Annotated in this window: 24 protein-coding genes and 1 pseudogene; 10 read left to right on the top strand and 15 right to left on the bottom strand. The window is 68.8% G+C overall.

The window, feature by feature from the left end:
- Positions 1–300: 300 nt before the first annotated feature.
- The 5 genes from ACL03I_RS25680 to ACL03I_RS25660 all read right to left on the bottom strand — a co-directional run bounded on the left by ACL03I_RS25680 (position 301) and on the right by ACL03I_RS25660 (position 6,051).
- On the bottom strand, positions 301–1,458 hold the full coding sequence (locus ACL03I_RS25680) for an acyl-CoA dehydrogenase (protein WP_355073573.1): 1,158 nt from the start codon (positions 1,456–1,458) through the stop codon (positions 301–303).
- Positions 1,459–1,624: 166 nt separating this feature from the next.
- Positions 1,625–2,311 (bottom strand): TetR family transcriptional regulator, encoded by a 687-nt coding sequence (locus ACL03I_RS25675; RefSeq protein ID WP_355073571.1) that lies wholly within the window; start codon positions 2,309–2,311, stop codon positions 1,625–1,627.
- Positions 2,312–2,627: 316 nt separating this feature from the next.
- Positions 2,628–3,671 carry a hypothetical protein gene (locus ACL03I_RS25670; RefSeq protein ID WP_412807133.1) on the bottom strand — a complete coding sequence of 348 codons (1,044 nt, stop codon included), beginning with the start codon at positions 3,669–3,671 and terminating at the stop codon, positions 2,628–2,630.
- Positions 3,672–3,700: 29 nt separating this feature from the next.
- A complete protein-coding gene (locus ACL03I_RS25665; RefSeq protein WP_412807132.1) occupies positions 3,701–4,660 on the bottom strand; it encodes an RNA polymerase sigma-70 factor in 960 nt (319 codons plus the stop codon).
- 191 nt (positions 4,661–4,851) lie between these two features.
- On the bottom strand, positions 4,852–6,051 hold the full coding sequence (locus ACL03I_RS25660) for an NAD(P)/FAD-dependent oxidoreductase (protein ID WP_397280133.1): 1,200 nt from the start codon (positions 6,049–6,051) through the stop codon (positions 4,852–4,854).
- Positions 6,052–6,273: 222 nt separating this feature from the next.
- On the opposite strand from ACL03I_RS25660, the gene ACL03I_RS25655 reads away from it, so the two are divergent.
- Together ACL03I_RS25655 and ACL03I_RS25650 are read left to right on the top strand one after the other, a co-directional pair.
- Positions 6,274–6,732, top strand: a complete 459-nt coding sequence (locus ACL03I_RS25655; protein WP_412807131.1) for an excisionase family DNA-binding protein — start codon at positions 6,274–6,276, stop codon at positions 6,730–6,732.
- Between the two features lie 2 nt (positions 6,733–6,734).
- Positions 6,735–7,007 (top strand): annotated as a pseudogene (locus ACL03I_RS25650) (PIN domain-containing protein); the annotation flags it as partial.
- A gap of 306 nt (positions 7,008–7,313) precedes the next feature.
- Here ACL03I_RS25650 and purE read toward each other — a convergent pair.
- Both purE and ACL03I_RS25640 read right to left on the bottom strand, forming a co-directional pair.
- Positions 7,314–7,829 (bottom strand): 5-(carboxyamino)imidazole ribonucleotide mutase, encoded by a 516-nt coding sequence (gene purE, locus ACL03I_RS25645; protein ID WP_195045335.1) that lies wholly within the window; start codon positions 7,827–7,829, stop codon positions 7,314–7,316.
- Positions 7,822–9,042, bottom strand: coding sequence for a 5-(carboxyamino)imidazole ribonucleotide synthase (locus ACL03I_RS25640; RefSeq protein ID WP_412807130.1), 1,221 nt, complete (start codon positions 9,040–9,042; stop codon positions 7,822–7,824). Before ACL03I_RS25640 ends, purE begins: the two co-directional genes overlap by 8 nt.
- 39 nt (positions 9,043–9,081) lie before the next feature.
- On the opposite strand from ACL03I_RS25640, the gene ACL03I_RS25635 reads away from it, so the two are divergent.
- Complete coding sequence (locus ACL03I_RS25635; RefSeq protein ID WP_355073560.1) at positions 9,082–9,621, top strand: GtrA family protein; 540 nt, start codon at positions 9,082–9,084, stop codon at positions 9,619–9,621.
- A gap of 1 nt (position 9,622) precedes the next feature.
- Here ACL03I_RS25635 and ACL03I_RS25630 read toward each other — a convergent pair whose 3' ends face one another.
- The 3 genes from ACL03I_RS25630 to ACL03I_RS25620 are packed head-to-tail and all read right to left on the bottom strand — an operon-like array spanning position 9,623 to position 12,166.
- A complete protein-coding gene (locus ACL03I_RS25630; protein WP_355073558.1) occupies positions 9,623–10,924 on the bottom strand; it encodes a sensor histidine kinase in 1,302 nt (433 codons plus the stop codon).
- Position 10,925: 1 nt separating this feature from the next.
- Positions 10,926–11,603, bottom strand: coding sequence for a response regulator transcription factor (locus tag ACL03I_RS25625; protein ID WP_040865082.1), 678 nt, complete (start codon positions 11,601–11,603; stop codon positions 10,926–10,928).
- A 17-nt stretch (positions 11,604–11,620) separates the two neighbouring features.
- The gene (locus ACL03I_RS25620) at positions 11,621–12,166 is read right to left on the bottom strand and encodes a PH domain-containing protein (protein ID WP_355073554.1); all 546 of its coding nucleotides are present in this window, start codon (positions 12,164–12,166) and stop codon (positions 11,621–11,623) included.
- Between the two features lie 159 nt (positions 12,167–12,325).
- On the opposite strand from ACL03I_RS25620, the gene ACL03I_RS25615 reads away from it, so the two are divergent.
- On the top strand, positions 12,326–13,279 hold the full coding sequence (locus ACL03I_RS25615) for an acyl-ACP desaturase (protein WP_355073552.1): 954 nt from the start codon (positions 12,326–12,328) through the stop codon (positions 13,277–13,279).
- Between the two features lie 18 nt (positions 13,280–13,297).
- Here ACL03I_RS25615 and ACL03I_RS25610 read toward each other — a convergent pair whose 3' ends face one another.
- Complete coding sequence (locus ACL03I_RS25610) at positions 13,298–14,101, bottom strand: biotin--[acetyl-CoA-carboxylase] ligase (protein ID WP_355073550.1); 804 nt, start codon at positions 14,099–14,101, stop codon at positions 13,298–13,300.
- A gap of 27 nt (positions 14,102–14,128) precedes the next feature.
- Positions 14,129–14,317, bottom strand: a complete 189-nt coding sequence (locus tag ACL03I_RS25605) for a hypothetical protein (protein WP_412807129.1) — start codon at positions 14,315–14,317, stop codon at positions 14,129–14,131.
- 205 nt (positions 14,318–14,522) lie between these two features.
- Here ACL03I_RS25605 and ACL03I_RS25600 point away from each other — a divergent pair, with 205 nt between their 5' ends.
- The 3 genes from ACL03I_RS25600 to ACL03I_RS25590 all read left to right on the top strand — a co-directional run bounded on the left by ACL03I_RS25600 (position 14,523) and on the right by ACL03I_RS25590 (position 17,322).
- Positions 14,523–16,163: an acyl-CoA carboxylase subunit beta gene (locus ACL03I_RS25600; RefSeq protein ID WP_355073546.1), complete on the top strand. Its 1,641-nt coding sequence runs from the start codon at positions 14,523–14,525 to the stop codon at positions 16,161–16,163.
- A 203-nt stretch (positions 16,164–16,366) separates the two neighbouring features.
- Positions 16,367–16,693 (top strand): acyl-CoA carboxylase subunit epsilon, encoded by a 327-nt coding sequence (locus ACL03I_RS25595; RefSeq protein WP_379252112.1) that lies wholly within the window; start codon positions 16,367–16,369, stop codon positions 16,691–16,693.
- Complete coding sequence (locus tag ACL03I_RS25590) at positions 16,690–17,322, top strand: nucleoside triphosphate pyrophosphatase (RefSeq protein WP_355073542.1); 633 nt, start codon at positions 16,690–16,692, stop codon at positions 17,320–17,322. Before ACL03I_RS25595 ends, ACL03I_RS25590 begins: the two co-directional genes overlap by 4 nt.
- On the opposite strand, the gene ACL03I_RS25585 is transcribed toward ACL03I_RS25590, so the two are convergent.
- On the bottom strand, positions 17,251–18,024 hold the full coding sequence (locus tag ACL03I_RS25585; RefSeq protein ID WP_355073540.1) for a helix-turn-helix transcriptional regulator: 774 nt from the start codon (positions 18,022–18,024) through the stop codon (positions 17,251–17,253). The two genes, ACL03I_RS25590 and ACL03I_RS25585, sit on opposite strands and share 72 nt — an antisense overlap.
- A 169-nt stretch (positions 18,025–18,193) precedes the next feature.
- Between ACL03I_RS25585 and ACL03I_RS25580 the strand changes: the two genes are divergently transcribed.
- From ACL03I_RS25580 to ACL03I_RS25570, 3 genes are all read left to right on the top strand, one after another.
- Positions 18,194–19,111, top strand: coding sequence for a sulfurtransferase (locus tag ACL03I_RS25580; RefSeq protein WP_355073538.1), 918 nt, complete (start codon positions 18,194–18,196; stop codon positions 19,109–19,111).
- A 197-nt stretch (positions 19,112–19,308) separates the two neighbouring features.
- Entirely contained in the window at positions 19,309–21,114 is a 1,806-nt protein-coding gene (locus tag ACL03I_RS25575) for an acetyl/propionyl/methylcrotonyl-CoA carboxylase subunit alpha (protein ID WP_355073536.1), read from the top strand.
- Positions 21,115–21,246: 132 nt separating this feature from the next.
- Complete coding sequence (locus ACL03I_RS25570; RefSeq protein ID WP_355073534.1) at positions 21,247–22,185, top strand: patatin-like phospholipase family protein; 939 nt, start codon at positions 21,247–21,249, stop codon at positions 22,183–22,185.
- 99 nt (positions 22,186–22,284) lie between these two features.
- Here the strand turns inward: ACL03I_RS25570 and ACL03I_RS25565 are convergent, their stop codons facing one another.
- Both ACL03I_RS25565 and ACL03I_RS25560 read right to left on the bottom strand, forming a co-directional pair.
- A complete protein-coding gene (locus ACL03I_RS25565; protein ID WP_412807128.1) occupies positions 22,285–24,249 on the bottom strand; it encodes a protein kinase domain-containing protein in 1,965 nt (654 codons plus the stop codon).
- A 170-nt stretch (positions 24,250–24,419) separates the two neighbouring features.
- Positions 24,420–25,835: a serine/threonine-protein kinase gene (locus ACL03I_RS25560; protein WP_412807127.1), complete on the bottom strand. Its 1,416-nt coding sequence runs from the start codon at positions 25,833–25,835 to the stop codon at positions 24,420–24,422.
- Between the last annotated feature and the right edge of the window lie 96 nt (positions 25,836–25,931).

The raw sequence follows: 25,931 nt of genomic DNA, 5'->3' as shown, positions 1-25,931 counted from the left end.
ACACCAGCGAGAAGGTCACTCGCGTTTTGCCGCAACCATGTGTCACTCGTGGCCGCATCGCTTCGAGAGAGAGGGGGCACGCCTGGGATCGGGCTGACTCCGGGCCAAGCGCAGGCATCAGGACGTCCCGACGATTCGGGTTTCAAGTTGCGCACCTACACCCATCTCGTGCCGTCGAGCTACGAGCGGGCGCGGAATGCGATCGACGGAATGTTCGGGCGGCTGTGCTCCTCGACGGCCTGGAGACGGCCTGAGATGCGATTTCAGTTCCGCCCGAACATCCGGTGATCTAGAAGAACCTCACTTCAGCAGCGCGCGGCTCATCACCAGGCGCTGGATCTGGTTGGTGCCCTCGTAGATCTGGGTGATCTTGGCGTCGCGCATCATCCGCTCCACCGGGAAGTCGGTGGTGTAGCCGGCGCCGCCGAACAGCTGGACGGCGTTGGTGGTGACTTCCATGGCGACGTCGGAGGCGAAGCACTTGGCGGCGGCGGAGATGAAGCCGAGGTTCTTCTCGCCGCGCTCGGCGCGGGCGGCCGAGGTGTACACCATGAGGCGGGCGGCCTCGATCTTCATCGCCATGTCGGCGAGCATGAACTGGGTGTTCTGGAAGTCGGCGATCGACTTGCCGAACTGCTTACGGTCCTTGGTGTAGGCGATGGCCGCGTCCAGCGCGCCCTGGGCCAGGCCGACGGCCTGCGCGCCGATGGTGGGGCGAGTGTGGTCGAGGGTCTGCAGCGCGGTCTTGAAGCCGGTGCCCGGCTCGCCGACGATGCGGTCACCCGGCACCCGGCAGTTCTCGAAGTACAGCTCGGCGGTGGGCGAGCCCTTGATGCCGAGCTTGTGCTCCAGCGGGCCGACCACGAAGCCCTCGTCGTCCTTGTGCACCAGGAAGGCCGAGATGCCGTTGGCGCCCTTGTCCGCGTCGGTCACCGCCATCACGGTGTACCAGGAGGACTTGCCGCCGTTGGTGATCCAGCACTTGGAGCCGTTGATGATCCAGTCGTCACCCTCCTGCTTGGCCCGGGTGCGCATGCCTGCCGCGTCGGAGCCCGCCTCGCGCTCGGACAGCGCGTAGGAGGCCATCTCGCCGTTGACGATGTCCGGCAGCACCTTCTGCTTCAGCTCCTCGGAGCCGTTCAGGATCAGGCCCATGGTGCCGAGCTTGTTGACGGCGGGGATCAGCGAGGACGAACCGCAGACGCGCGCGACCTCCTCGATCACGATGCAGGTGGCCACCGAGTCGGCGCCCTGGCCGCCGTAGGCCTCTGGCACGTGCACGGCGTTGAAGCCGGAGGCGTTGAGCGCGGTCAGCGCCTCCTCCGGGAAGCGGGAGTTGCCGTCGACGTCCTTCGCGTGCGGGGCGATCTCCTTCTCCGCGAGGGCGCGGATCGCCTCGCGTAGTTCGTCGTGGAAGTCCTCGAGCTTGAACAGGTCGAAATCGGGGTTTCCCGCCATGGGGCCTTCACTCCTGATCGTCGGTGGTCGGCGCCGCTTTCCGTCGAACAAAAGCAGCATCTCGGCACTCAGTGCCATCTATGAGTCGAGTATACCCATATGGATGCGGCTTACGTGGGGAGATGACGTGGCACTCAGTGTCAGATCGGTCGCACTTAGATCCGGTTCACAGGTTGCCGAGTTTGCGGACCAGTAGGTCCGCGATCTGCTTCGGCGCGACGTCACGGGGAAACACCGCCACGACCAGCTCGTCCGCGCTCGCGGTACGCCCGGCGCCGCGCGGGATGGCGGCCAGTTCCATCCGCAGGTCCGCGGCGCCCGCGTCCGACTCGCCGCGCACCATGCGGCGCAGCAGGTAGTTGTGCGTCGCCGTCACCGCGGCGGTGAACTGCACCCGGGCCAGATCGGGGACGTCGGGCAGCCGCTCACGCAGGTAGTCGGTGAACAACCGTTCATAGCGGAACACCGTGACGATCTCGCGCTCCCGCAGCGCGGGCACCCGCCGGACCACCTGGTAACGCCGGGCCGCGATCTCCCGCCACTGCGTGAACCGCTCGAACACCTGCACCACCGCCGAGCACACCGCCTCCCACGGATCCTCTCGCGACGCGGCCAGAAACTCCTCCGCTTGCGCCAGCTGGGACTCGTGGTCGGCGAAGATCACGTCCTCTTTCGACCGGAACTGCCGGAAGAACGTGCGCCGGGAGATGCCCGCCGCCTCCGCGATCTCGTCGACGGTCGTCGCCTCATACCCCTTCTCGGCGAACAACCGCAGCGCCTGATCCACCACCGTGAGCCGAAAATGCGCGGTGTCGTCGCCTCCCCGCGTTCGAGCGATATCCCCTGTAGTCACGACCTCACACCGTAGTCAGCGGCCGAGAGCGCGAGTCCCCGACACCGGAAGCTTTCGCGGTCCGCCGCCGTATCACCAGGTCGACGGGGCTCGACCGCAGTTGCCGCGGCTCGGCGAGACCGACCGTGCTCCCAACCGGCGTTGCCGCGATCGTCGCGGTGACCAGGGCGTGCGACGCGCGTTGCCGCAACGCTGCCGTGCTGGATTCCCGGCCGATCGCGTCGCCGGGCTGCCCCTGCTGGGTGCGCTGGGTGCGAACACCCTGTTCGTCCGCGCACAGCCCGATCAGCGTGCGGAAGCATGCCCCTTCGTCCGGTCAGCTGCCGAGGGTCGCCGACATGTCGGCCGGTGTTGCGGCACCCCGAAGTCCCGCCGCGCCGGTGCCGGCACGGCGTGCGCGCAGCCCGCTGACCAGGCACAGCGTGACGCCGAGCGTGAGCCAGGCCAGCAGGACGAGGACGGCGTGGGTGGCCCCTCGACCGTCGAAGAAGGCAGTGGATCGCAGCAACCGGCCACCGGCACCGGGCGGCAGCAGCTGGCCGAGCGCGCCGGACCAGCCGGGCAGCATTTCGGGTGCGGTCGCGGTACCCGAGAGCGGGTTACCGATGAGCATCATGAGCACGGCGCCGATTCCGATCCCGGCGTATCCGAGCAGCGCCTCCAGCCCCAGGACGGCCGCAGCGGTGGCCGCGATGGACAAAGCGACGGCGCCGGAGTTGGCGAGGTAGGAGCCGCTGAGCGAGCCGAGCCAGAACTGCAGGATCGCGGCGACGGCCAGGCCGCCGGTGACCGCGAAGGCGAGCGCTCCGGTGAGCCGACGGGCGGTGCCGCGCACGAGCCGGGTCAGCAGGACCGCGGCCAGCAGACCGCCCATGACCAGAGGCAGGGCGCCTGCCGACAAGCCAGCGCCGCGCGGGTCGTCGGCGGGCAGGGCGGCGAGGTCGCGGGCCGCCGTGCCGGGCTTGCCCTCCTGCGCGAGGCTGCTCGCGATGCCCTGCAAGGTCTGGGCGACCGCGGTGCTCGCGGCGGAGGCGACGATGACCTCGGGAGCACCGGAGCCGACGGCGATCGCCCCGTACACCCGCCGGTCGCGAATCAGCGTTTCCGCGGCCGCGATGTCGGGGACCTCGGTGATCTCGAAGCCGCCCGGCAGCCGTTGCTCGAGTGCCGTGCGGACCTGAGCGACCGCGGTGGCCGGACCGGCGACGGCGATCGGCACATCGTGTACCGACGACCGCGCCGACGGCCAGGCGAAGGCGACGAGCAGCACGCTGACGATCGCCGTGAGCAGGGCAACCGCTCCGGCCACCGTCGGCCATCGCGACGGGAAAGTGTCGGCGAGCGGTGCCAGCGTGGTCATGTCTACTCCTCGAACGGTGGGGTCGGTGTTCATCGCAGGGTGAGCGGGGTCTGCGAATCGACGTGGGTCAGTTTCTGCGGGTTGCGCACGTAGTAGAGGCCGGTGATACGGGTGTCCTCGACGCGCATCGCGAGGACGCCGTCCAGTTCGCCGTCCATGCGCAGAGCCAGTGCGGGGCTGCCGTTGACCGTGGTCGATTCGACGGTGAGCGCGACATCGTGCTTGGTGAGGCCGCCGACGATGAAGCGCGCCACCTTTTCGGCGCCGAAGACCGGCCGTGGCGTGGCCTGTTTGATACCTCCGCCGTCGCTGATGGCGACGACGTCGGGGGCGAGCACGGCGAGCAGTCCTTGCACGTCGCGAGTCTCGAGCGCGCGCCGGAACGCCTCGGCAGCCGCCTCGGCCTGGCGCGCCGTGACCGAGCGGCGTGGACGGCGAGCTTCCACGTGGCGACGGGCGCGGTGGGCGATCTGGTGGACGGCGGCGGGCGTCTTGTCGACCGCGGCCGCGATCTCGTCGTAGCCGAACCCGAAAGCTTCGCGCAGCACGAACACCGCCCGTTCGGTCGGGGTCAATGTCTCGAGCACGAGCATCAGCGCCATCGACACGCTTTCGGCGAGCTCGACGTCTGCGGCCACATCCGGTGCGGTGAGCAGCGGCTCCGGCAGCCAGGAGCCCACGTATGCCTCCCTGCGGCGCTTCACCGAGCGCAGCCGGTTGAGCGCTTGCCGGGTGGTGATCCGGACCAGGTAGGCGCGCGGCTCGGTGACGTGCGCCGCGTCGACGCCGACCCAGCGCAACCAAGTCTCCTGCAAGACGTCGTCGGCGTCGGCCACCGATCCCAGCATTTCGTAGGCGACGGTGAACAGCAGGTTGCGGTGGGCGAGGAACGTCTCGGTCGCCGTCGCGGCGGTGTGGTCGCCGCCGTCCCGGCCTTCTGCCTTCTGGTCGGTCCACCGTTTCTCATCGGCTCCACTGGCTGCTTCCATGAGGTCCTCTTCTGTTGCTCAGACGTTTCGATCCGACTCGCTGGATCGTCGATGCCCAGTCCGGCGCACACCGGACGATGCGCTCGCATCCGGCGATGCGCCGACGGCCGGGCGGGTGCGGCGGCGACGGCGAGAACAGCGCTGCCACACCCCGTGCGGGCGAAGTAGTCGACCGGAGACCACCGGCGCTGCTACACAGCCGGTTCGGCGGCGACCGGCGCGCCGCCGCGCTGCTCCCGCAGCAGCTGGGGCCGGTGCTTGCCGTCCTTGGGCCAGTGATGCGAGCCGGGCTTGCGCGCTTCGTTCACCAGGTGCTCGACACTGGCGGCGCAGGAGAATTCCTTCAACTTCTTGCCCGCGAGTCCACTGAAGTAGAGCGGCATCGCGGTGTCGTCCTTGTGGCCGAGCTGGAAGATTCCCGCGCCCCGGCCGAAACTGATGCACATCGCGGGGAAAGAGAGGTCGATCGGCGCAGGCCTCTCACCCGCGATCCGGTTCAGCACCGTGTCGGCGGCATGGGCGCCAAGGCACCCCGCGGCATAGGCGCTCATCCGGAACGGCAGATCGGACGGCGCCGCCGAATCCCCGGCCGCGACGATGCGCTCGTCGTCGACGCTGGTCAACGTCTCGTCGGTGCGCAGCCGTCCCGTAGCGTCGGTGCTCAGTCCGCTGGTGACGGCCAGATCCGGCACACCGAACCCGGTGGCCCAGATGGTCACCCGACTCGCCAATGTGCGGCCGTCACCGAGTTCCACGGCATCCCGCGTCACCGCCGTGACCGCCGCATCAGGGCCTTCGAGCACGGTGATCCCCAACTTGGCGAGGTACTTCCGGGCAGTCCGCCGGGCCCTCGGGTGCAGGTACGGGCCGACCACGCCGCCGCACACCAACGTGACCGCGCGACCCTGCTCCGCCAGCTCCGCAGCGGTCTCGATGCCCGTCGGACCACCCCCGACGACCGTCACCGCCGCCGTCGTCGGCGTGTCGTAAAGCACCGACCGCAACCGCTGCGCCGCCTCCAAAGTGGCAATCGGATAAGCGAACTCGTCCACGCCCGGCACCCGCGAGCCCGCGCTGCCGCTACCCACCGCGTAGACCAGGTAGTCATAGCCGACCGTGCCCCCCTCGGCCAACGTCACGCTGCGCCCGGCCGCGTCGATCCGTGTCACGCTGTCGACCACCAGCCGGACCCCCTCGGCCAGCACTTCGGTGTAGTCGACGACCGCATCGTGCGTCCCGCCCACCAGCTGATGCAGACGCAGCCGGGGAACGAACGCCGAGCGCGGATTGATCACGGTCACCGCGACGTCATCGCGCTGCGTCAGCCGGTTCGCCGCCATCACACCGGCATACCCGCCACCGATCACGACCACGTCGATCTTCTTGCTCATGGTGTCTCCTTCGCTCCGAGAGGCTCGAAAACAAGACACCGCAGCCCCGAACATTCCTGACACCATGTGACGTAGATCACTATTCAAGCGCCGCGGGGTGCGCACCAGCATCGCGGGGGCTGGCCGCGGATCCGCGGCACCGGCCAGCGACTCGGTTGCGATGCCGGGGAACGTTTCGAATATTTTGTTTAATTCGTATACTGCGGTTAGGAGGTGATCAGCGTGGCGAACATCCGAGACGCAAAGCGCGCCGAGCCAGGAGCGATCGATGCCGATGTCGCAGCTCGGGCCATGCGCCGGATCAAGGACTATCTGATGCGGCACCCCGGCGAGCAAACCATCCAGGTGGCCCCTGAGCATCCGGGCGATGACGCCTTGGTACTGCCCCGCCAGGCCGTGAGCATGTTGGCATTCATCCTGGCGCAGGCGGCCGAGGGACGTGGTGTCACCGTCGTGCCCTCGCATGCCGAACTCACTACGCAGCAGGCGGCGGACATGCTGAACGTGTCGCGCCCCTACGTCGTGACGCTGTTGGAAACAGGCGAGATTCCCTTTCGCCGGGTCGGGCGGCACCGTCGGATCCGATACGACGACTTGAAGCAGTACCAGCGGCGAGCCGAGGCCAAGAGCAGAGCCGCGATGGATGAATTGGCGGAACTCGGCCGAGATCTCGGCATCTGACCATGGCTTTCGTTGTGGTCTACGACGCCAATGTGCTGTATGGCAACACACTGCGGGATCTACTCATCCGCCTTGCGCGATCGGGTGCCGTGCAGGCGAAGTGGACTGATCGCATCCTGGACGAGGCGCTGAACAACCTAGCTGCGAAACGGCCGGACATTCCGGCGGACCGGCTGACCCGACTGCGCACATTGATAAACGATGCCGTGCCGGATTGCCGCATCTACGGATACGAACCACTGATCGACGCGGTGAAGCTCCCCGACCCAGATGATCGGCATGTCCTCGCAGCCGCCATCGCTGCTCGGGCACAAGTCATCGTGACTTCCAACCTGGCGGACTTTCCGGATGACGCGCTGGAACCCTGGCACATCGAGGCGAAAAGTCCCGATGATTTCGTGCTCGACCAGATCGATCTGGACGACCGTGTGGTCTGGGCGTGCATCCAGCAGATCGCCGATTCACGCACCAACCCACCGGAGACCACTGAAGACGTGCTGGACGTCCTTGGAGAACGCCGGATTGGTGGAAGCGGTCGCAAGTTTGCGTGCAGGCAGGCGCGACCGCTGACCGTGCGCCGCTCAGCCCAGAAGTTTGGTGCGCAGCGCGTCGTCCTTTTCCAGCACCATCTGCTCGAGCCCGGCCTGGAACTGTTCCATGCGGGTGCGCAGGGACGGGTCGTGGGCGGCGAGGATGCGGGCGGCGAGCAGGCCCGCGTTGCGGGCGCCGCCGATGGAGACGGTGGCGACCGGCACGCCGGCGGGCATCTGGACGATGGACAGCAGCGAGTCCATGCCGTCGAGGTATTTGAGCGGCACCGGCACGCCGATCACCGGCAGCGGAGTGGCCGAGGCGACCATGCCGGGCAGGTGGGCAGCGCCGCCCGCGCCGGCGATGATGACCTTCAACCCGCGCCCCGCCGCGGAACGCGCGTAGTCGAGCATGCGCTGCGGCGTGCGGTGCGCCGAGACGACGCCCACCTCGAAACGGATCCCGAATTCGGCCAGCGCCTCCGCGGCGGCCTCCATCGTCGGCCAGTCCGAGTCGCTGCCCATGATCAGGCCGACCGCGGGGGCGATGGCCAGTTCCTCACTCATGCGGATCCCATCCGTCGGTCCAGATCGCGTGCGACATCCAGTGCGCCGCCCGCTCGGCCTTCTCCCTGACCTCGGCCACGTCGTCGCCGAGGATGTTGACGTGCCCGATCTTGCGGTCGGGACGCTCGCCCTTGCCGTACAGGTGCACCTTCGCCTCAGGGATCCTGGCGAACAGGTGGTGCAGCCGCTCGTCCATCGACATCGCCGGGGCCTGCGGCGCGCCGAGAATGTTCGCCATCACGGTCACCGGAGCCAGCGGCGCGGTGTCGCCGAGCGGGTAGTCGAGCACGGCGCGCAAATGCTGCTCGAACTGCCCGGTGCGGGCGCCGTCCATGCCCCAGTGCCCGGAGTTGTGCGGGCGCATGGCCAGCTCGTTCACCAGCAGCTCGCCGTCGGTGGTCTCGAACAGCTCCACCGCCATGACGCCGACGACGCCGAGTTCCTTGGCGAGATTCAGCGCCATCGTCTCCGCCGCGGCCGCCGTGTCCTCCGGCAACTCGGGCGCGGGCGCGATGACGACCGCACACTGCCCCTTCCGCTGCACCGTCTCCACTACCGGCCAGGTCGCCGCCTGCCCGAACGGCGAACGGGCCACCATCGCCGACAGCTCCCGTTTCAGGTCGATCTTCGCCTCCGCCAGCAGCTGGACGCCGCGGGCGAGCTGGTCGGCGACGATCGCCGCGGCCGCGTCGGCGGACTCCGGCATCCAGACGCCACGCCCGTCGTAGCCGCCGCGTACCGCTTTCAGCACGATCCGCCAGCCGTGCTCGTCGCCGAAGCGCACCGCGTCCTCGACCGAGGTCACCGGCGTGAACGCGGGCACGGGCAGCCCCAACGCGCTCAGCTTGGTGCGCATCGCCAACTTGTCCTGCGCGTAGACCAGCGCCCGCGGCGGCGGCTGCACGTTGACGCCCTCGGCGACCAGCGCCTCCAGGTGCTCGGTCGGCACGTGCTCGTGGTCGAAGGTCAGCGCGTGCGAGCCGACCGCCGCTTTGCGCAGTGCGGTCAGGTCGGTATGGCTGCCGAGCACCACCTCGGGGCTGACCTGGGCGGCCGGGTCCTCGGGGTTCTCGGCGAGCACGCGCAGCCGCTGGCCCAGCGCGATCGCCGCCTGGTGGGTCATGCGCGCCAACTGGCCGCCGCCGATCATGGTGACGGTGGGCATGGCCGAAGGATCGAAGGAACGTGCGCTCACGTCGGACAATATTGTCATGTCCGGCGCAAATGACAGCTACCGGTACACTCCGGTCTTGTGTCATTCGTCGACGACGTGGTCAGCGTCCTCCCCAAGCCGCTGCAAGATATCGCGTACCGGCAGCGGGAATTGATCAAGTTCGCGATCGTCGGCGCGACCACGTTCGTGATCGACAGCGGCATCTTCTACATACTCAAGTGGACGGTGCTCGCGGAGAAACCGGTCACGGCCAAGATCATTTCCGGCGTCATCGCCGTGATCGCTTCCTACATCCTGAACCGGGAATGGTCGTTCAAGAATCGCGGCGGGCGGGAACGTCATCACGAAGCGCTGCTGTTCTTCGCCGTCAGCGGCGTCGGCGTCGTCCTCGCCTTCACCCCGCTGTGGATTTCCAGCTACGTCTTCGACCTGCGCCAGCCCAACGTGAGCTTCACGGTCGAGAACGTCGCCGACTTCATCAGCGCGTTCATCATCGGCAATCTGCTGCAGATGGCGTTCCGTTTCTGGTCGATGCGCCGCTGGGTCTTCCCCGACGAAATGAGCGAACTCGAAGCGGAATTCGTCGACCTCGTGGAAGAGGAACTCGGCCGCGGCTGAGTCACCTCGGCTCGGGCACCACCGAGTTGGCCGGACGGGCCTTCGACCCGAGGAACACCGCGAACAGCGCGGGCCTGCGCCGCTGTAATTCCAGCCGTCCGCCGTCGGCCTCGACCAGCGCCCGCGCGAGCGCCAGCCCGACACCGGTGGAACCGCCCGCGGAGAAACCGCGGTCGAAGATGTGCGGCGCCAGCTCGTCGCGCACTCCGTGGCCCTCGTCAGCCACCTCGACACACACCAGCGGCTCGCGATCGGCTCCCGGCCGCACCGAGCGCACCGACACCGTGCAGGTCCCGCCGCCGTGCATGAGCGCGTTGTCCACCAGCACCGTCACCGCCTCACGCAACCGCGAACCCGTGATCGGGGCGCGCAACGACTCGTCGCCGGTGAGCGTCAGCGACCGTCCCGCCTCGGTGAACGGGTGTTTCCATTCGGCGACGACACCGCGCAGTTCGTCCATCACGGGCACCGGATCGCGGTCGGCCGCGTCCTCGTCGCGGGAGGCGCGGACCAGGTCGTCGATCGCATCGGTGAGCCGATCGACCTGAGCCATCGCCTCCTCGGCCTCGTGCACCACCTCCGGGTCGGCATGCGCGGACAACTCGTCCAGGCGCAACCGCACGGCGGTCAGCCTGCTGCGCAGCTGATGCGAGACGTCCGCCACCAGGGCGTGTTCGCGCTGGAGTCGTCCGGCGATCTCCACCGTCGCCGAGTCGAGCACGTCGGATACGCGATCCAGTTCCGCGATGCCGTGCCTGCGCGGATCGGGCCGGAAATCCCCCATCGCCAGCCGGGCCGCGCGCGCCGCCACGTCCCGCAGCGGATCGGCCACCCGCCGGGCGGTGACCACCGCGACCGAGACCGCCGCGCCGAGCGAGGCGAGCACCGCCAGCGCGACCACCGCGACCGCCTGGCGCTGCATGGCGTGCATCGGCGCGGACGGCACCTCCAGGCGCAGCGAAGCGGACTTGCCCATCGAAAGCGACTCGACCAGCGGGTCGGACACGTCGGCCACCCCCACGTCGCGGCGGACGGCGTTGTCCCGCTGCGACGGGTAGACGATGGTGAGCCTGCCGTTCTCCGGCACCAACGGCGCCACGGACCGGATGTCCAGCTCGCCGGACACCGTGCCGTCGCGTTCCTGCGCGATGATCTCCGTCGCGATCCGGTCCAGCCGGTTCTGCAGGTCGTTGCGCGTGATGTCCTCCACCCACAACCACGCCGTGTAGATCAGCGGCACGCCGAGCACCACCGTGGTGAGGGTCAGCACGGTGAGCATGGAACGCAAGATCCGGCGGCGCACGTCAGTCGGTGTTCAGCCGGAATCCGACACCGCGGACGGTGACGATGCGCCGCTCGGCCATGGGGCCCTCGTCCCCGATCTTGCGGCGCAGCCAGGACATGTGCATGTCCAACGTCTTGGAACCGCGCAACTCCGCGTCGCCCCACACCTCGCGCAGGATGGTCTCGCGCGCCACCACCTGACCGGCCCGGTCGATCAGCACCTTGAGCAGCTCGTATTCCTTGTTGGCCAAACCGATTTCGACGCCGTTGACCAGTACGCGCCGGGCGGCCGGCTCCAGGCGGATGCCGCCCACCTCGACCGTGTCGTCGCCGATTCCGCTGCGCCGCAACAGCGCTCGCACCCGGGCGAGCAACTCGGCGAGCCGGAACGGCTTGCCGACGTAGTCGTCGGCGCCCGCGTCCAGCCCCACCACGAAATCCACCTCGTCGGTGCGCGCGGTGAGCATCAGCACGGCCAGATCCGCGCCGCGGGCGCGCACCTGACGGCAGACCTCCAGCCCGTCCATGCCGGGTAGGCCGAGATCGAGAATGAGCAGGTCGTGCCCGCCTTCCAGAGCCCGCTGCAGCACGGCGGGGCCGAAACTCTCGACAGTCACCGAGTAGCCCTCGCGGCCGAGCGCGCGCGACAACGGGGCCGCGATGGCATCGTCGTCCTCGGCCAGCAGTACAGCGGTCATACGCCCAGGTTACGGGCTCACCGGTAGCTGCGGCGGTCGTCCCAGCGCTCGTCACGCCCGTCCCGATGGCGTTCGACCTCGAACACTTGGTGGTAGAGCAGCGAATGCACCTGCTGGACCGCGGGGATGTCGTCGTATTCCAGCGGCTCCGAGGAGGACGACTCGATGATCAACGTCCCGGTGCCGAGCAACCGATCGAACAGCCCATGCCGGAACTGCACGCTGGAGATCCGGCTCATCGGGATGTCGATGCCGCTGTGGGTGATGACGCCCTGGCGCACCAGCACCCGCCGGTCGGTGACGATGAAATGCGTCGACTTCCAGCTGATAACCGGTACGGCGCAACGCCATAGCAGAATCGCCACATACACCACGAGCACCGTGATGAGCAGCGCCGAGGCGGTGGTGCCCGTGGCCTTCTGCGAAATGAGTCCCCCTGTGAAACCCGCGAGAGCGGTGGCGACGATCAGCGTCACGATCGGCCAGAAGAGCATCTTCCAATGCGGGTGGCGATGCAGCAGCAACCGTTCGTCGGGCGCCAGCACATCCTCGGGATAACCCATGTAGGAACAGTACCGCGTCAAGATGCCCGAACGGCTGACACCGCAGCGCGTCATGCTGCACAATCGGCACCCTGCGTGTGACTATTTCCGCGCAGTGGCTCTCTGTATCGCGCAACGCCCGGCTCACCATCATCGCCGATTCCGACCGTGGAGGAACGCGTGACCAAAGACCTGACCCCGCTGCAGATCCTGGCCGAACTCGAACCCGTCGCCGAAGAGAACCTGAATCGGCACCTGTCCATGGCGAAAGACTGGAACCCGCACGATTATGTGCCGTGGAGCCAGGGCCGCAACTTCGCCGCCCTTGGCGGCGTGGATTGGCAACCGGAGCAATCGCACCTCAGTGAGGTCGCCCGGGTCGCGATGATCACCAACCTGCTCACCGAGGACAACCTGCCCTCCTACCACCGGGAGATCGCGCAGAACTTCTCCGAGGACGGACCGTGGGGCACCTGGGTCGACCGCTGGACCGCCGAGGAGAACCGCCACGGCATCGCCATGCGGGACTACCTGGTCGTCACCCGCGCCGTCGATCCGGTCGCCCTGGAGGAGGCCCGGATGATCCACATGAGCAACGGGGTCCGATCGCCGGACGGGTGGGGCGGGTTCCTGGCGAGCGTCGCCTACGTCACCTTCCAGGAACTGGCCACCCGTGTGTCGCATCGCAACACCGGCAAGGCATGCAACGACGCCGTCGCCGATCGCCTGCTCCAGCGCATCGCCGCCGACGAGAACCTGCACATGATCTTCTATCGCTCCCTGTGCGGCGCGGCGCTGGACCTGGTGCCCGACCAGGCGCTGCCCGCGATCACCAGGATCATCACGAACTTCCTGATGCCAGGCGCCGGGATGCCCAACTTCCGCCGCTACGGCGTGCTGATGGCCAAGCACGGCATCTACGACCTGCGCCAGCACCTGGAAGAGGTCATCGAGCCGGTGCTCAAACAGTGGAACGTCTTCGACCGCTCAGACTTCGGGCCGCGCGGCGAGCAGGCGCGCGACGAACTGGGCACGTTCGTGGAGCAGCTGGCCAAAGACGTGATCAAGTTCGAGGAGCAGCGCGATCGCGCACTCGCCCGGGACGCCGCGCGCGACGTCGCCCAGCACGTCTGAGGCCGCCCGGAGAGGCGGTCAGTACTGGGCGCGCAGATGCGTGACATCGCCCGCGGACACCGCTTCGCCACCGATGAGCAGGCGGCCGTAGTCGTCGACGCCCTCGGCGATGCCGGTGAGCTGTCGGCCGCCGGGTAGTTCGGCGCGGACCTCCGTGCCGATGGTGGCGCACCGCTCGCGGTAGGCGGCGGCCAGTTCGTCGGTCGCCCAATCCGCGTCGCGCCACGCGGTGAAGCGACGGGCGAACTCGGTCAACAGCGACCGCACGAGCACCGTGCGGTCGGTCTGCCGCGCACCCGCGATGGTCAGCGACGTGGCGTGCGGCACCGGCAGTTCCTCTTCGGTCAGGCTCACGTTGAGCCCGAGCCCGATCACGACGGCGGGCGCGCCGCCCCCGCTCGCCGCGACCTCGGCCAGGATGCCCGCGACCTTGCGTCCGTCGATCAGCACGTCGTTGGGCCACTTGAGTTCCGCGGCGACGCCCGCCGTGGTCCGCAGCGCGTCGACCACGGCGACGCCGGTGAGCAGCGCCAGCCAGGCGAGCGAGGCGGGGCCGATCCCGGGCAGACGCACCAGCACCGACATCGCCAGTTGCGCCCGGGGCGGGCTGACCCAGGTCCTCGCGTGCCTGCCACGGCCCTGCACTTGGGTTTCCGCCAGCAGAACGACGTGGTCGGCGTCCGGATCGGCCGCCAGCGCGATCAGATCCGCGTTCGTGGACCCGGTCGACTCGACCACGTCGATCCGCGAGAAGAACGACAGTTCCGGCGAGTCGACGGCACTGCGCCGCAACTGCTCTGCATCCAACGGTGGCCTCTGCACACCGGCAGGCTACTCGCCGCGCGGGCGCTACCCGGCCAGGTCGTACCAGGAGACGAGCGGGTCGCGCGCCGCCATGCCCGCGCGGTCGTTCTCCGGCTCGCCCTCGGTGGTCTCGGTCCAGCACTCGGGCTCGCCGTACTTCGGAGCCGTCTCCGTGGTCCGTGTCCACGCCGCGGCGGCAGCGTATTCGGCGAAAGTCCTACCCCATTCCCACATGACGCGCTCCTCCCCTGAGCCGAAAATGTTTCGCCCTCAGGCTATCCGGACCCGACCGGTGGGCGATACTCATTTTCCGCCTCCCCAACGTCGCTACCGACCAGGAAGTTTGCGTCCGAAAATTGATCTAGCTGCGGTTTTCTACTCGCCGGTAGCCCCCGTCTGGGTTAGAGAGACGCACTGGTACTGGTTACACTCCGATGCCATGACGAGTGTCCAGCAGCAGCCCGCATCAGGTCCCGCGGGTTCCCCCGATATCCACACCACCGCCGGGAAGCTGGCTGACCTGCGGAATCGGCTGGAAGAGGCGAAGCACCCGATGGGTGAGGCCGCGGTCGACAAGGTGCACGCGAAGGGCAAGATGACCGCCCGCGAGCGCATCCTCGCCCTGCTGGACGAAGGCTCCTTCGTCGAACTCGACGCCCTGGCCCGCCACCGCAGCGTGAACTTCGGCCTGGAGCACAACCGCCCGCTCGGCGACGGCGTGGTGACCGGTTACGGCACCATCGACGGCCGCGACGTGTGCATCTTCAGCCAGGACGTCACGGTGTTCGGCGGCAGCCTCGGCGAGGTCTACGGCGAGAAGATCGTCAAGGTGATGGATCTGGCCCTGAAGACCGGCCGCCCCCTGATCGGCATCAACGAGGGCGCTGGCGCGCGCATCCAGGAGGGCGTGGTCTCGCTCGGTCTCTACGGCGAGATCTTCCACCGCAACATCCAGGCCTCCGGCGTGATCCCGCAGATCTCGCTGATCATGGGCCCGGCCGCCGGTGGCCACGTGTACTCCCCCGCGCTGACCGACTTCGTCGTGATGGTCGACGGCACCAGCCAGATGTTCGTCACCGGCCCGGACGTCATCAAGACCGTCACGGGCGAGGACGTCACCATGGAGGACTTGGGCGGCGCGCACACGCACATGACCAAGTCCGGTGTGGCGCACTACGTCGCCTCCGGCGAACAGGACGCCCTGGACTACGTCAAGGACCTGCTGTCCTACCTGCCGAGCAACAACCGGGCCGAGGCGCCGCGCTTCCCGGCCACCGACCCGATCGACGGCGCGATCGAGGACTCGCTCACCGACGAGGACCTCGAGCTCGACACGATCATCCCGGACTCGCCGAACCAGCCCTACGACATGCACGACGTGATCCGTCGCCTGCTCGACGACGACGAGTTCCTCGAGGTGCAGGCCGAGCGCGCGATGAACATCATCGTCGGCTTCGGCCGGATCGACGGCCGCAGCGTCGGCATCGTGGCCAACCAGCCCACCCAGTTCGCGGGCTGCCTGGACATCGACGCGTCGGAGAAGGCCGCGCGCTTCGTGCGCACCTGCGACGCGTTCAACATCCCGATCATCACCCTGGTCGACGTGCCCGGCTTCCTGCCCGGCACCGGGCAGGAGTACAACGGCATCATCCGGCGCGGCGCGAAGCTGCTCTACGCCTACGGTGAGGCCACTGTGGGCAAAATCACGATCATCACGCGCAAGGCCTACGGCGGCGCCTACGACGTCATGGGTTCCAAGCACATGGGCGCCGATGTGAACCTCGCCTGGCCGACCGCCCAGATCGCCGTCATGGGCGCTTCGGGCGCCGTCGGCTTCGTCTACCGCAAGCAGCTCCAGCAGGCCGCCAAAGACGGCGGAGACGTCGATGCGCTGCGGCTCGAGCTCCAGAACGAGTACGAGGACACACTCGTGAACCCGTACGTCGCCGCCGAACGAGGCTACGTGGACGCGGTCATTCCGCCGTCGCACACCCGCGGCCAGATCGTCTCCGCGCTGCGACTGCTCGAACGCAAGATGGTCACCCTGCCGCCGAAGAAACACGGCAACATCCCGCTGTGATCGAGCGATACCCTCGATAGGCCGCGCACAAAGGGTGGGGCATCGGCCTCGGTAACACTTACGCTGGCGTGTACCGGCTTGTTGCAGAGAAGCAAAGAGTGCGTCCGAGGACGATTGCTTCATCCATAACTTGTCGGAAAACGGGAACAGCCTGATCAGTTCCGCTGATAAGGGCGAAGAGAGGACCTGGCACTGTGACGACCGTGGCAGAAGAAGATGTGTTGAGCGCCGTCGAACTGGATCTCACAGTCGACCCGATCGCAGACGAGGCCGGTGCGTCCACCGGTTCGACCGCGACAGCGCAATCCGCAGAGGCCACCCCGGAGCCGTTCTTCCGTGTCGTGAAGGGCTCGCCGACCGACGAGGAACTCGCCGCGCTGGTGTGCGTCCTGTCCGCCGCCGCGAACAGCGCCGCGCCGGGCGGGCCCGCAGGCCCGCCCGACCTGTGGGGCCACCCGACGCTGATGCATCGCGGCGCCTCCCCGTTCTCCCCGTACTCCTTCCCACAGCTGTCCCACCTGCGCGGGTGACGCGGCTGATCCTGGCCTCCGCGTCCCCGGCCCGCCGGGAGGTGCTCCGCTCGGCGGGCATCGACCCGATCGTCCGGGTCTCCGCCGTGGACGAGGACGCGGTGGCCGCCGCCCTCCCCGAGGGCACCCCTCCGCAGGGGGTCGTGGTGGAGTTGGCGCGCGCCAAAGCGGCGGCCGTCGCCACCGCGGTTCCGGAGTTCGCCGCCGACTGCGTTGTGGTGGCCTGTGATTCCATGCTGCTCGTGGACGGCGAGTTGCAGGGCAAGCCGCACACCCCCGAGGTCGCCCGCGCGCGCTGGGGCGACATGGCCGGACGCAGCGCCGATCTCGTCACCGGGCACTGCGTGCTGCGGATGCGGGACGGCGGGATCATCGCCGAAGCGGTCGACTGCAGCAGCACCACCGTGCATTTCGCCAAGCCCGAGCCGGACGAGCTGGACGCCTACATCGCGACCGGCGAGCCGCTCCAGGTGGCGGGCGCGTTCACCCTCGACGGGCTCGGCGGCTGGTTCGTCGACCGCATCGATGGCGACCCGTCCAGCGTCATCGGCATCGGGCTACCACTGCTGCGCCGACTGCTTGGCGATGTTGGGATCGGCGTTACGCAGCTGTGGGGCCACACGGCCTGACGGCGTGGTGAACGCCTCGGCGTCACCGCCGGGCACCTTCGCGGTCTCCTGGGCCTCGGCGCGCTGCGCCGCGATGAGTTCCAGACGGGCCACGCACAGCTCCGGCTCCACGAACGGATGCATCCGCACGTCGATGGTCCCCTGCGCGCCGCCCCGGCGGAGGACGTCTTCGAGCAGCCCGAGGTGCACGCCGCAGACCACTTCGGAATGCGTTCGCGCGAGTTCGCGCAGCGGACACGCGGTCATCCGGATCAGCACCTTCCCCTCGTTCTCCGGGGAAGAGTCGCGCTCGGGCGCGAAACCCAGTTCCGACATCAACGTCATCGTGAGATCCTTGGCGTCCTCCAGCGACTCGACCCGATGGTCACCGACGTCGAGTCTGCTGCCCCAGGCGCGGCCCGCCGCATTCGCCGCCTCCGCCCTGCGCCGGGGATCCGGGCCGAGCTGGTCGGCGAGCACCTGGGCGAGATCCTGGTAGCCCACCGATCGCTGCACCGCGCTGTATCCGATGCGCGGTCGCCCGCGGCCACGCGGCGGCTGCTGGAACTGCCGGACGAGGGATTCCCTGGTGAGCACGTCCAGATGGAACCGGACCGTGGTGACGTGCTGTCCGGTGATTCTGGCCAGTTCCTGGGCGTCGAGAGGCTCGCTGGCGCCACGTAGGATCGCGAGCAGTCGCCGCCGCGGCCAAGAATCGGACATAGCTCACCCCTCCTCCCGGGAGACTTTATCGGATGTAGGTGCCCTTTATTCGGCCCTCATCCGATTTGTGATCTGAAACGAGAGCCACTGTCGCCTCACACCTACCATCGCTGTGAGGCCTCGAACCGCTGCCACCACCGTCCACCCATGCGTGAAGGACCCAAACACCGTGCCCGTCGCTCCGGACCCTCATCCCTCGCTCGGTTCCTACGCACACCCACACCGACTAGTAACCACGGAGTGGCTGTCGGCAAACATAGGCGCGCGGGGACTCAAGATCATCGAGGCCAACGAGGACACGCTGCTCTACGACATCGGGCACGTTCCGGGCGCCACCAAACTGGATTGGCGAAGCGATCTGAACGATCCGGTCACGCGCGACTATATCGACGGAACGCGATTCACCGAACTGATGCGCGCGAAAGGTATAGATCGTGACGACACGGTTGTGATCTACGGGGATCGCGGGAACGCGCAGGCGGCGCACGCGGCATGGGTGTTCACCCTGTTCGGGCACGAGGACGTGCGCCTGCTCGACGGCGGCCGCGCGGCGTGGATCTCCGAAGGGCGCGACACGACCTTCGAACCCGACTACCCGGTGCGCAGCGGCTATCCGGCTGTGCGCAGAGACGACAGCACCCTCCGAGCCTTCCGCGAGGACGTGCTCGCCCACCTCGGCAAACCGGTGCTCGACGTGCGCTCGGCCGAGGAGTACTCCGGCGCGGATGTGCTCCAACCGGCCAACCCCGAGGACGCGGCATTGCGCGGCGGCCATATTCCCAGCGCGTCGAACATCCCGTGGTCCGAGGCGCTCACCGCCGACGGGCGTTTCCGCTCCCGCACCGAACTCGACGACGTCTACCGCGCGTTGGCAGGCGCGGACGAGGTGATCGTCTACAGTCGAGTCGGCGCGCGATCCGCTCACAGCTGGTTCGTCCTGACCTACCTGCTCGGGCGCCACGGCGTACGCAACTACGACGGGTCGTGGACCGAGTGGGGCAACTCGGTGCGCATGCCGATCGCCACGGGGGAAGAACCCGGCGAGGCGCCCGCGCGCGGCGGGTCGCGACGCACGCGGAGCAGGTAGGCGGGGCGCGGTCCCAAACACGGGACGCGTACGTTGTGATCCGCGACCTACTGTTCAGTAGGCCTAGCCGAGTTCGGCGACTGTTGGCAGACTGCCTACACTCGCCCGAGACGTAAGTTTGTCGATTATGGGAGCGGAGCCCGCACAGCGACCCCACCCCCGGCGAAGCGACCAGAAGAATGCACACAGGAGGCTCAGTGCCCAGCCATGCCAGCGCGCGGATCACAAAGGTACTCGTAGCTAACCGAGGCGAGATCGCCGTGCGCGTGATCCGGGCGGCCAAGGATGCCGGTATCGGCAGCGTCGCCGTCTACGCGGAGCCGGATGCCGATGCCCCGTTCGTCAAGCTCGCCGACGAGGCGTTCGCCCTGGGCGGGCAGACCTCGGCCGAGTCGTATCTCGTCTTCGACAAGATCCTCGACGCCGCCGCCAAGTCCGGCGCCGACGCCATCCACCCTGGCTACGGCTTCCTTTCCGAGAACGCCGACTTCGCCCAGGCCGTCATCGACGCCGGGCTGATCTGGATCGGCCCCTCCCCCCAGTCCATCCGCGACCTGGGCGACAAGGTCACCGCGCGGCACATTGCCGAGCGCGCGAAGGCGCCGATGGCCGCGGGCACCAAGGACCCGGTCAAAGACGCGAGCGAGGTCGTCGAATTCGCGAAGAAGTACGGCGTGCCGGTCGCCATCAAGGCGGCGTTCGGCGGCGGTGGCCGCGGCATGAAGGTCGCGCACACCATCGAGGAGATCCCGGAGCTGTACGACTCGGCCGTCCGTGAGGCGACCGCCGCCTTCGGTCGCGGCGAGTGCTTCGTCGAGCAGTACCTGGACAAGGCCCGCCACGTCGAGGCTCAGGTCATCGCCGACAAGCACGGCAACGTCATCGTCGCGGGCACCCGCGACTGCTCGCTGCAGCGGCGCTTCCAGAAGCTCGTCGAGGAGGCCCCCGCGCCGTTCCTGTCCGACGAAGTGCGCGCGAAGATCCACGCCTCGGCCAAGGCCATCTGCAAGGAAGCCGGCTACTACGGCGCGGGCACCGTCGAGTACCTGGTGCAGGGCGAGACGGTCTCCTTCCTCGAGGTGAACACCCGTCTGCAGGTCGAGCACCCGGTCACCGAGGAAACCGCGGGCCTCGACCTGGTGCGCCAGCAGTTCCGCATCGCCAACGGCGAGAAGCTGGAGATCACCGAGGACCCGACGCCGCGCGGCCACTCCTTCGAGTTCCGCATCAACGGCGAGGACGCGGGCCGCAACTTCCTGCCCGCCCCCGGCCCGGTCACCGTCTACAAGGAGCCCACCGGCCCCGGTGTCCGCGTCGACTCCGGCGTGGTCCAGGGCAGCGTGATCGGCGGGCAGTTCGACTCGATGCTGGCCAAGCTGATCGTCACCGGCGAGAACCGTACGCAGGCCCTGGAGCGGGCGCGGCGCGCGCTGGCCGAGTTCGAGGTCGATGGACTGGCCACGGTCATCCCGTTCCACCGGGCCATCGTCGAGGACCCGGCGTTCATCGGCGACGGCGAGAAGTTCGAGGTCTACACCAAGTGGATCGAAACCGAGTGGGTCAACACCATCGAGCCCTTCACCGGCGCGGGCGCCCCGGCCGACGAGGACGAGGAAGCGCCGCGGCAGAAGGTCGTCGTCGAGGTCGGCGGACGCCGGGTCGAGGTCTCGCTGCCGGGTAACTTCACCGTTGGCGCCGGAGCGGGCGGGGCAGCGGGCAACGGCGCGGGCGTGATCCGCAAGAAGCCCAAGCCGCGCAAGCGTGGCGGCGCGGGCGGCGGCGCGGCCTCCGGTGACGCGGTCACCGCTCCGATGCAGGGCACCGTCGTCAAGGTCGCCGTGGAAGAGGGCCAGTCGGTCGAGGCGGGCGATCTGATCGTGGTGCTCGAGGCCATGAAGATGGAGAACCCGGTCAACGCGCACAAGGCGGGTGTGGTCACCGGCCTGTCCGTCGAGGCGGGCGCGGCGATCACGCAGGGCACCGTTCTGGCGGAGATCAAGTAGTACCCGGCGCAGACCGGGAAACGGGCGGGCGCGGACCTGGAGGTTCGCGCCCGCTCCTTTGTTCACGCGGCGGTCCCTCCGTCGTCACGCCGCTGGACCGATACGCATACCGTGGTGTCGTATCGTGATCCGGTGACCAGCTCGACAAGTCTCTCTCCTGTCGCGGAAGTGATCCGCGCGCGTCGTGCCACGGGCGGCCGTGCCGACGGTCACCGCCTGGCGCTGGTGGTGGAGGGCGGCGGCAGCCGGGGCGTGTACTCCAGCGGCATGGTGTCCGCGCTGGAGGAACTCGGACTCGCCGGGATATTCGATGCCGTATACGGCACGTCGGCGGGCGCGATCAACGGCGCCTGGCTGTTGTGCGGGCGCGCGATCCCCGGCATGCGCTCGTGGACCGATCCTGCGATCATGCGCCGTGCCATCGACCCGGCTCGGCTGCTGCGCGGGCGCCCCGCGTTCGATCTGCGGTATCTCGTGCATCAGGTGTACGACGGCATCGAACCGATGGACTTCGAGGCGATCCTCGCCAACTCCACGACGTTCCATCCGATCGCCACCGATATCCGGACCGGGCAGGCGGTCGACCTGCATCCGCACATCACCGACAAGCGGACGCTCATGCGCGCGCTGCGCGCGTCGGCGGGCCTGCCCATTCTGGCCGGACCTCCGGTCGCCCTGGGCGGTTCGGCCTTCTTCGACGGAGGTCTCTCCGAGACCGTGCCGATCCGCACTGCGGTCCGAGCGGGCGCCACCCTCGCCTTGGTCCTGCGTACCCGGCGCGTGGACGAACGGCGCCCGGCCGCGTCGCGCCTGCACCAGCTCGTCGGCGGCGGTTATATGCGCGCGGTGGCCCCCGGCGCGTACCGGGCGTGGCTCGAACGCCCCCGCCAACAGGACATCGAGGATCGCGCGCTCGCCGAACTCGGCGACTCGGTACTGCAAATCCACCCGCCCCTCGGCTCTCCCGACATCGACAGCGCCGCTCGCGACACCACGCTGCTGGCCGCGGGCCTGCGAATCGGCCGCCAAGCCGTCCTCACCGCGCTGTCCGCCGTCCTCCCAGCCGCCTGAGCGGGCTCGCCGCTTCCCATCCACAGCGGGCAAGCCGAAGCATCGCGGACCCGCATACAGGTGGCCGAGCTCGACACCGCGCTCGCCGCGCGAAGACGTTCAGCCGAGGGCGACTCGGACGCCGTTGGACAGAACGAAGTCGTGGAGTTCCAAATGGTCGGGAGTGACCGTCGGCGGGAGGTCGAAGACGAGTTGGGTCGTGGCGGATTGCCCGGGGCGCAGCTCGAAGGAGTAGCCGAGGCGCCGTTGGGTGTTCTGCCACATGGTGGCGGTGGCGTTGTGGTCGAACGGAGTGTTCTGCGCGTCCAGCAGGCGCTGGCCCAGCGGCAGGAACCACTTCGATTCGTCGGAGATATTGCGGACGGCCAGCGTGACGATCAGAAACGAACCGGCGGCCGTCTGCAATCCGATGCGTGACACGCCCGCGTCGACCTTCGTGACGACGAATTCGAATTTGCCGTCGCGAACGGGAGTGCCCATCGGCGCCACGGCAGCCGGATCGGTCATGGGGTCGTCCCGGGACGGTCCGGGTTGTTCCACCGCCACCGCCGCGGGCGGCAGGGTCGGTGCGGGCGTGCCGGAGTCGCCGGTTCTGGTTCCCGCCGCGATCAACGCGACGCAACCGGCCGCGAACGCGAACGGTGTGAGGAACACCACGATCAGCGCGCCGATCAGCTTCGACAGCAAGCTCCGCCGACGTCGGGGGATCGCGGCGCTCGGCCGCTGGGGAACCGACCGCCGACCCGGACGCGGGACCGCCGGGAAGACCTTGCGCGCCTGCGCCCGGTACGGCGGCGCGACCGGGCCGGGCTTCGGGGACAGCACGCGTGCTTGCAGGGCGAGCAGTCTGCCCTGCCAACCTGGCTGTCCGCCTCCGGCGGCGTACGGCGCGTTTCGATACCCGCCTGCTGAATATGGCTGCCCCGCAGCGGGTTGACCAGGGACGGCCGACCGACCGGCATATCCCCGCACCGGCGGACCCGATTGCGGAACGTCCTTGCCCGGGGTGGGAATCGGCCCAGGGGTGACCGTGGACCAGTCGAGCCTGGTCGCCACGAGCGTCGGCGTCGGGCCTGGCTGGGGCATGACTTTGGTCGGGGTAGGCGTGCGCCGTGGCGGTGCACTCGGCGCTTCCGAAAAACGCTCTGCCGCAGAGGCTCCAGCTGACGGACGCGGCGAAAGGTTCTCTTGCCCAGGGAGACCGCCGTCGCCACCAGCACGGGGCGCTGGCGGCGGCACGGCTCGCGAGTCGGGAACGCCGATCGCCGACCGCGCGGCTGCGGCGAATTCCCCGGCGGTCGCGAATCTTTCGTCCGGCTCCTTGGCCAGACCGCGGGCGATGACGGCATCCAGAGCGGCGGGGACAGCGGCGCACACCGAACCGGCTCGCGGGGGCGTCGCCATCAGATGGGCGTGCATCTGCTGTGCGGGGTCGGTGTCGCCGTAGGGCCGGCAGCCGGTCAGGCACTCGTAGAGCACGCAGGCCAGCGAGTAGACGTCGGCGCGTCCGTCCACCTTCCCGGTGAACCGCTCCGGAGCCATGTACGCCAGGGTGCCGATCGCCATGCCCGTGGTGGTCACGGCGGTCTGGCCGAGCCCGTGCGCGATGCCGAAGTCGATCAAGTAGGTGAAGCCGCTCGGGTGCACGACGATGTTCGACGGTTTGACGTCGCGGTGCACCAGTCCGCGCCGGTGCGCCACATCGAGCGCCGCGGCGACGTGGCCGATGACGCCGACCGCGACGGCCGGTGGCAGCGCTCCCTCGGCCAGCAGTTTGCCCGCCAGATCCGTGCCCTCGACGAACTGCATGTCGATGTAGAGCCGGCCGTCGATCTCGCCGAACCGGTGGATCCGGGGTACGTGCGGATCGCGCAGTTGCGCCACCGCTTCGGCTTCACGCTCGAATCGCTTGCGATATCCCGCGGCGGCGGCGAGTTCGGCAGGCAGGAGCTTCAACGCCACCCGCCGCGCGGCCACCGTGTCGTAGGCGAGCCACACTTGCCCCATACCGCCCTTGCCGAGCAGTCGCTCCAGCCGGTAGCCCCCGAATCGCACCTCCCCCATCGCGAACCTCCAGTCAGCGTTGACATCTGGCCGATCCGGCCTCCCCGCGGCGCGGAACGAAAATCAGCAGGTCACCGCGCGAATGCCGTAAGAATGGCCTACTTCGGAGCGTAACCCCGCCCCGCGTCACACACCACTGTGGGCTCGACGACAGTCCGGCAACGGCCCGCCTACTTGCCCGGTTTGGGCTTGTCCCTGCCATGTCCCTGGTTCGCGTGATCCGGCTTGCCCCGGTCGTGCTTGTCGCCGGAATACTGCTGCCCGGGTCCGTTCGAGTCGTCGGCGTTCCGCACGGCGACACCGCCGGACGCGGGCGACGCGGGAAGCCAGCTGGGGCGGCCCGCCGACGGAGTACAGGTGAGCACCAGGCCGTCCACAACGACGCTGTGCACGTCGACCGCCGGATCGCACGGCTGGCCCGCGCCGGGCAGGACGACGATGGGCGCCGAGATCGGCGCAGGGGCGGCCGGGGCTTGCGACGGCGGGTTCGACGGTGTCCCGTGGTCCTGGTTCGACGACGGCAGCGGCGTTGTCGCCGGTCCCGCGTCGGCCACGTCCGGCCGTCCCAGCCACAACGCCCCGGCGACCGCCGCGGCGAGCGCCCCGAACGACGCCAGCGCCAGGCGCGGTCCGAGGGACGTACGCGCACCGGACGAGACACCGGTCGTGGGCGAGACACCGGTCCGGGGCGAGACGCCGGAGGTGGCCACCGCACGGAGCGGCGGCAGTACGACGGTCGGCACCGCGGAGGCGAGTTCGACCGTGTTCACGTCCCGGCCGGTCAGCGCCACGTGCGCGGCCGAAGCCAGTTCCCCCGCACTGGACCAGCGCTGGTCCGGGTCCTTCGCCATGCCGCGCGCGATCACCGCGTCCAGTGCGGGCGGGAGGGCCGGATTCAGCGCCGATGCCGACGGCGGGGCTTGCATGAGGTGGGCGCGCAACAGGCGTGGCGGCTCGCCGTCGTCGAACGGCCGGTACCCGGTCAGGCACTCGAACAGCACACAGGCCAGCGAGTACTGATCCGAACGTGGGCCCGCAGCCCGGTCGAACCGCTCCGGCGCCATGTAGGCCAGCGTGCCCACCACGTTGCCGGTGGCGGTGATCGCGGGCTGGTCGCTGCGGTGCGCGGTGCCGAAGTCGATCAGATAGACCGTGCCGCCGGGCGTCACCATGATGTTGGACGGCTTCACGTCGCGGTGCACCAGGCCCGCACGGTGGGCGATGTCGAGCGCGGCGGCCGTCTGCGCGATGATCTCGATCGCCCGCTCTGGGTCCAGCCGCCCCGAACGCCGCAGCAGCGCGGCCACGTCGGAGCCCTCGATGAACTCCATATCGATGTACAGGCGGCCGTCGAGCTCGCCGAACGAATGGATCGGCACCAGGTGCGGCCCGCGCACCTGGGCGGCGAGCCGAGCCTCCCTGGTGAACCGCTGCCGGAATTTCGGGTCCGCCGCGTACGCGGTGGTCAACAGCTTCAACGCGACCGCACGGTCGGTCGTGGTGTCGTGCGCGAGCCAGACCTCACCCATGCCGCCGCTGCCCAGCAACCGATCGAGGCGGTAATGGCCGAACCATAGCTCGCCCATATCGATAGAACCTCCCGCTAGCCTCTTCCTCATGATCGAGCTACCCCAAATCCGGTTCGTTACCGCGAAACGCGCAAAAGCCACGTGGCGGCCATC

This window comes from Nocardia sichangensis (assembly GCF_047200615.1).
Classification (GTDB): Bacteria; Actinomycetota; Actinomycetes; order Mycobacteriales; family Mycobacteriaceae; genus Nocardia; species Nocardia sichangensis.
Note: the sequence above shows the minus strand (reverse complement) of the source record. Positions and strands in the feature narration are given on the sequence as shown.